Origin of the sequence: Ramlibacter sp. WS9, assembly GCF_003797765.1 — a bacterium.
Lineage (GTDB): Bacteria > Pseudomonadota > Gammaproteobacteria > Burkholderiales > Burkholderiaceae_C > Ramlibacter.
On sequence record NZ_RKMB01000118.1, the window covers coordinates 1 to 541 of the forward strand.

Here is a 541-nt window from a genome sequence, read left to right on the forward strand (position 1 = left end):
CTCCACCGACGACGGCTCCAGCAACGTCGACAACAAGGCGCTCAACGCCATGTTCACCTACAGCCTCGGCTACCACGCCTTCGGCGTCGGCTACCAGAAGATGAGCGGCGACACCGGCTTCGCCTACATCAACGGCGCCGACCCCTACCTGGTGAACTTCATCCAGATCGGCGACTTCGCCAACAAGGACGAGAAATCCTGGCAGGCGCGCTACGACTACAACTTCGCCGGCGTCGGCATTCCCGGCCTGACCTTCATGACCCGCTACGTCAAGGGCGACAACATCGACCTGCTGACCACCTCGGGCGAAGGCAAGGAATGGGAACGCGACATGGACATCGCCTACGTGTTCCAGAGCGGCCCGTTGAAGAACCTCGGGGTGAAGTGGCGCAACGCGACCATGCGCACCAACTACACCAACGACTACGACGAAAATCGCCTGATCGTCAGCTACACGCTGCCGCTCTGGTAACGGCAGGACCGGCGGATAGCCGCGCTACGGCCATCCGCCCCTCCCCAGAGCCCCGCGGCGGAACGAAGA

The 541-nt window shown here is 62.8% G+C and carries 1 pseudogene; it reads left to right on the forward strand.

Annotated features, from left to right (window positions below):
- Positions 1 to 472, forward strand: a pseudogene (gene opdQ, locus EEB15_RS33225) (porin OpdQ); the annotation flags it as partial.
- Between the last annotated feature and the right edge of the window lie 69 nt (positions 473 to 541).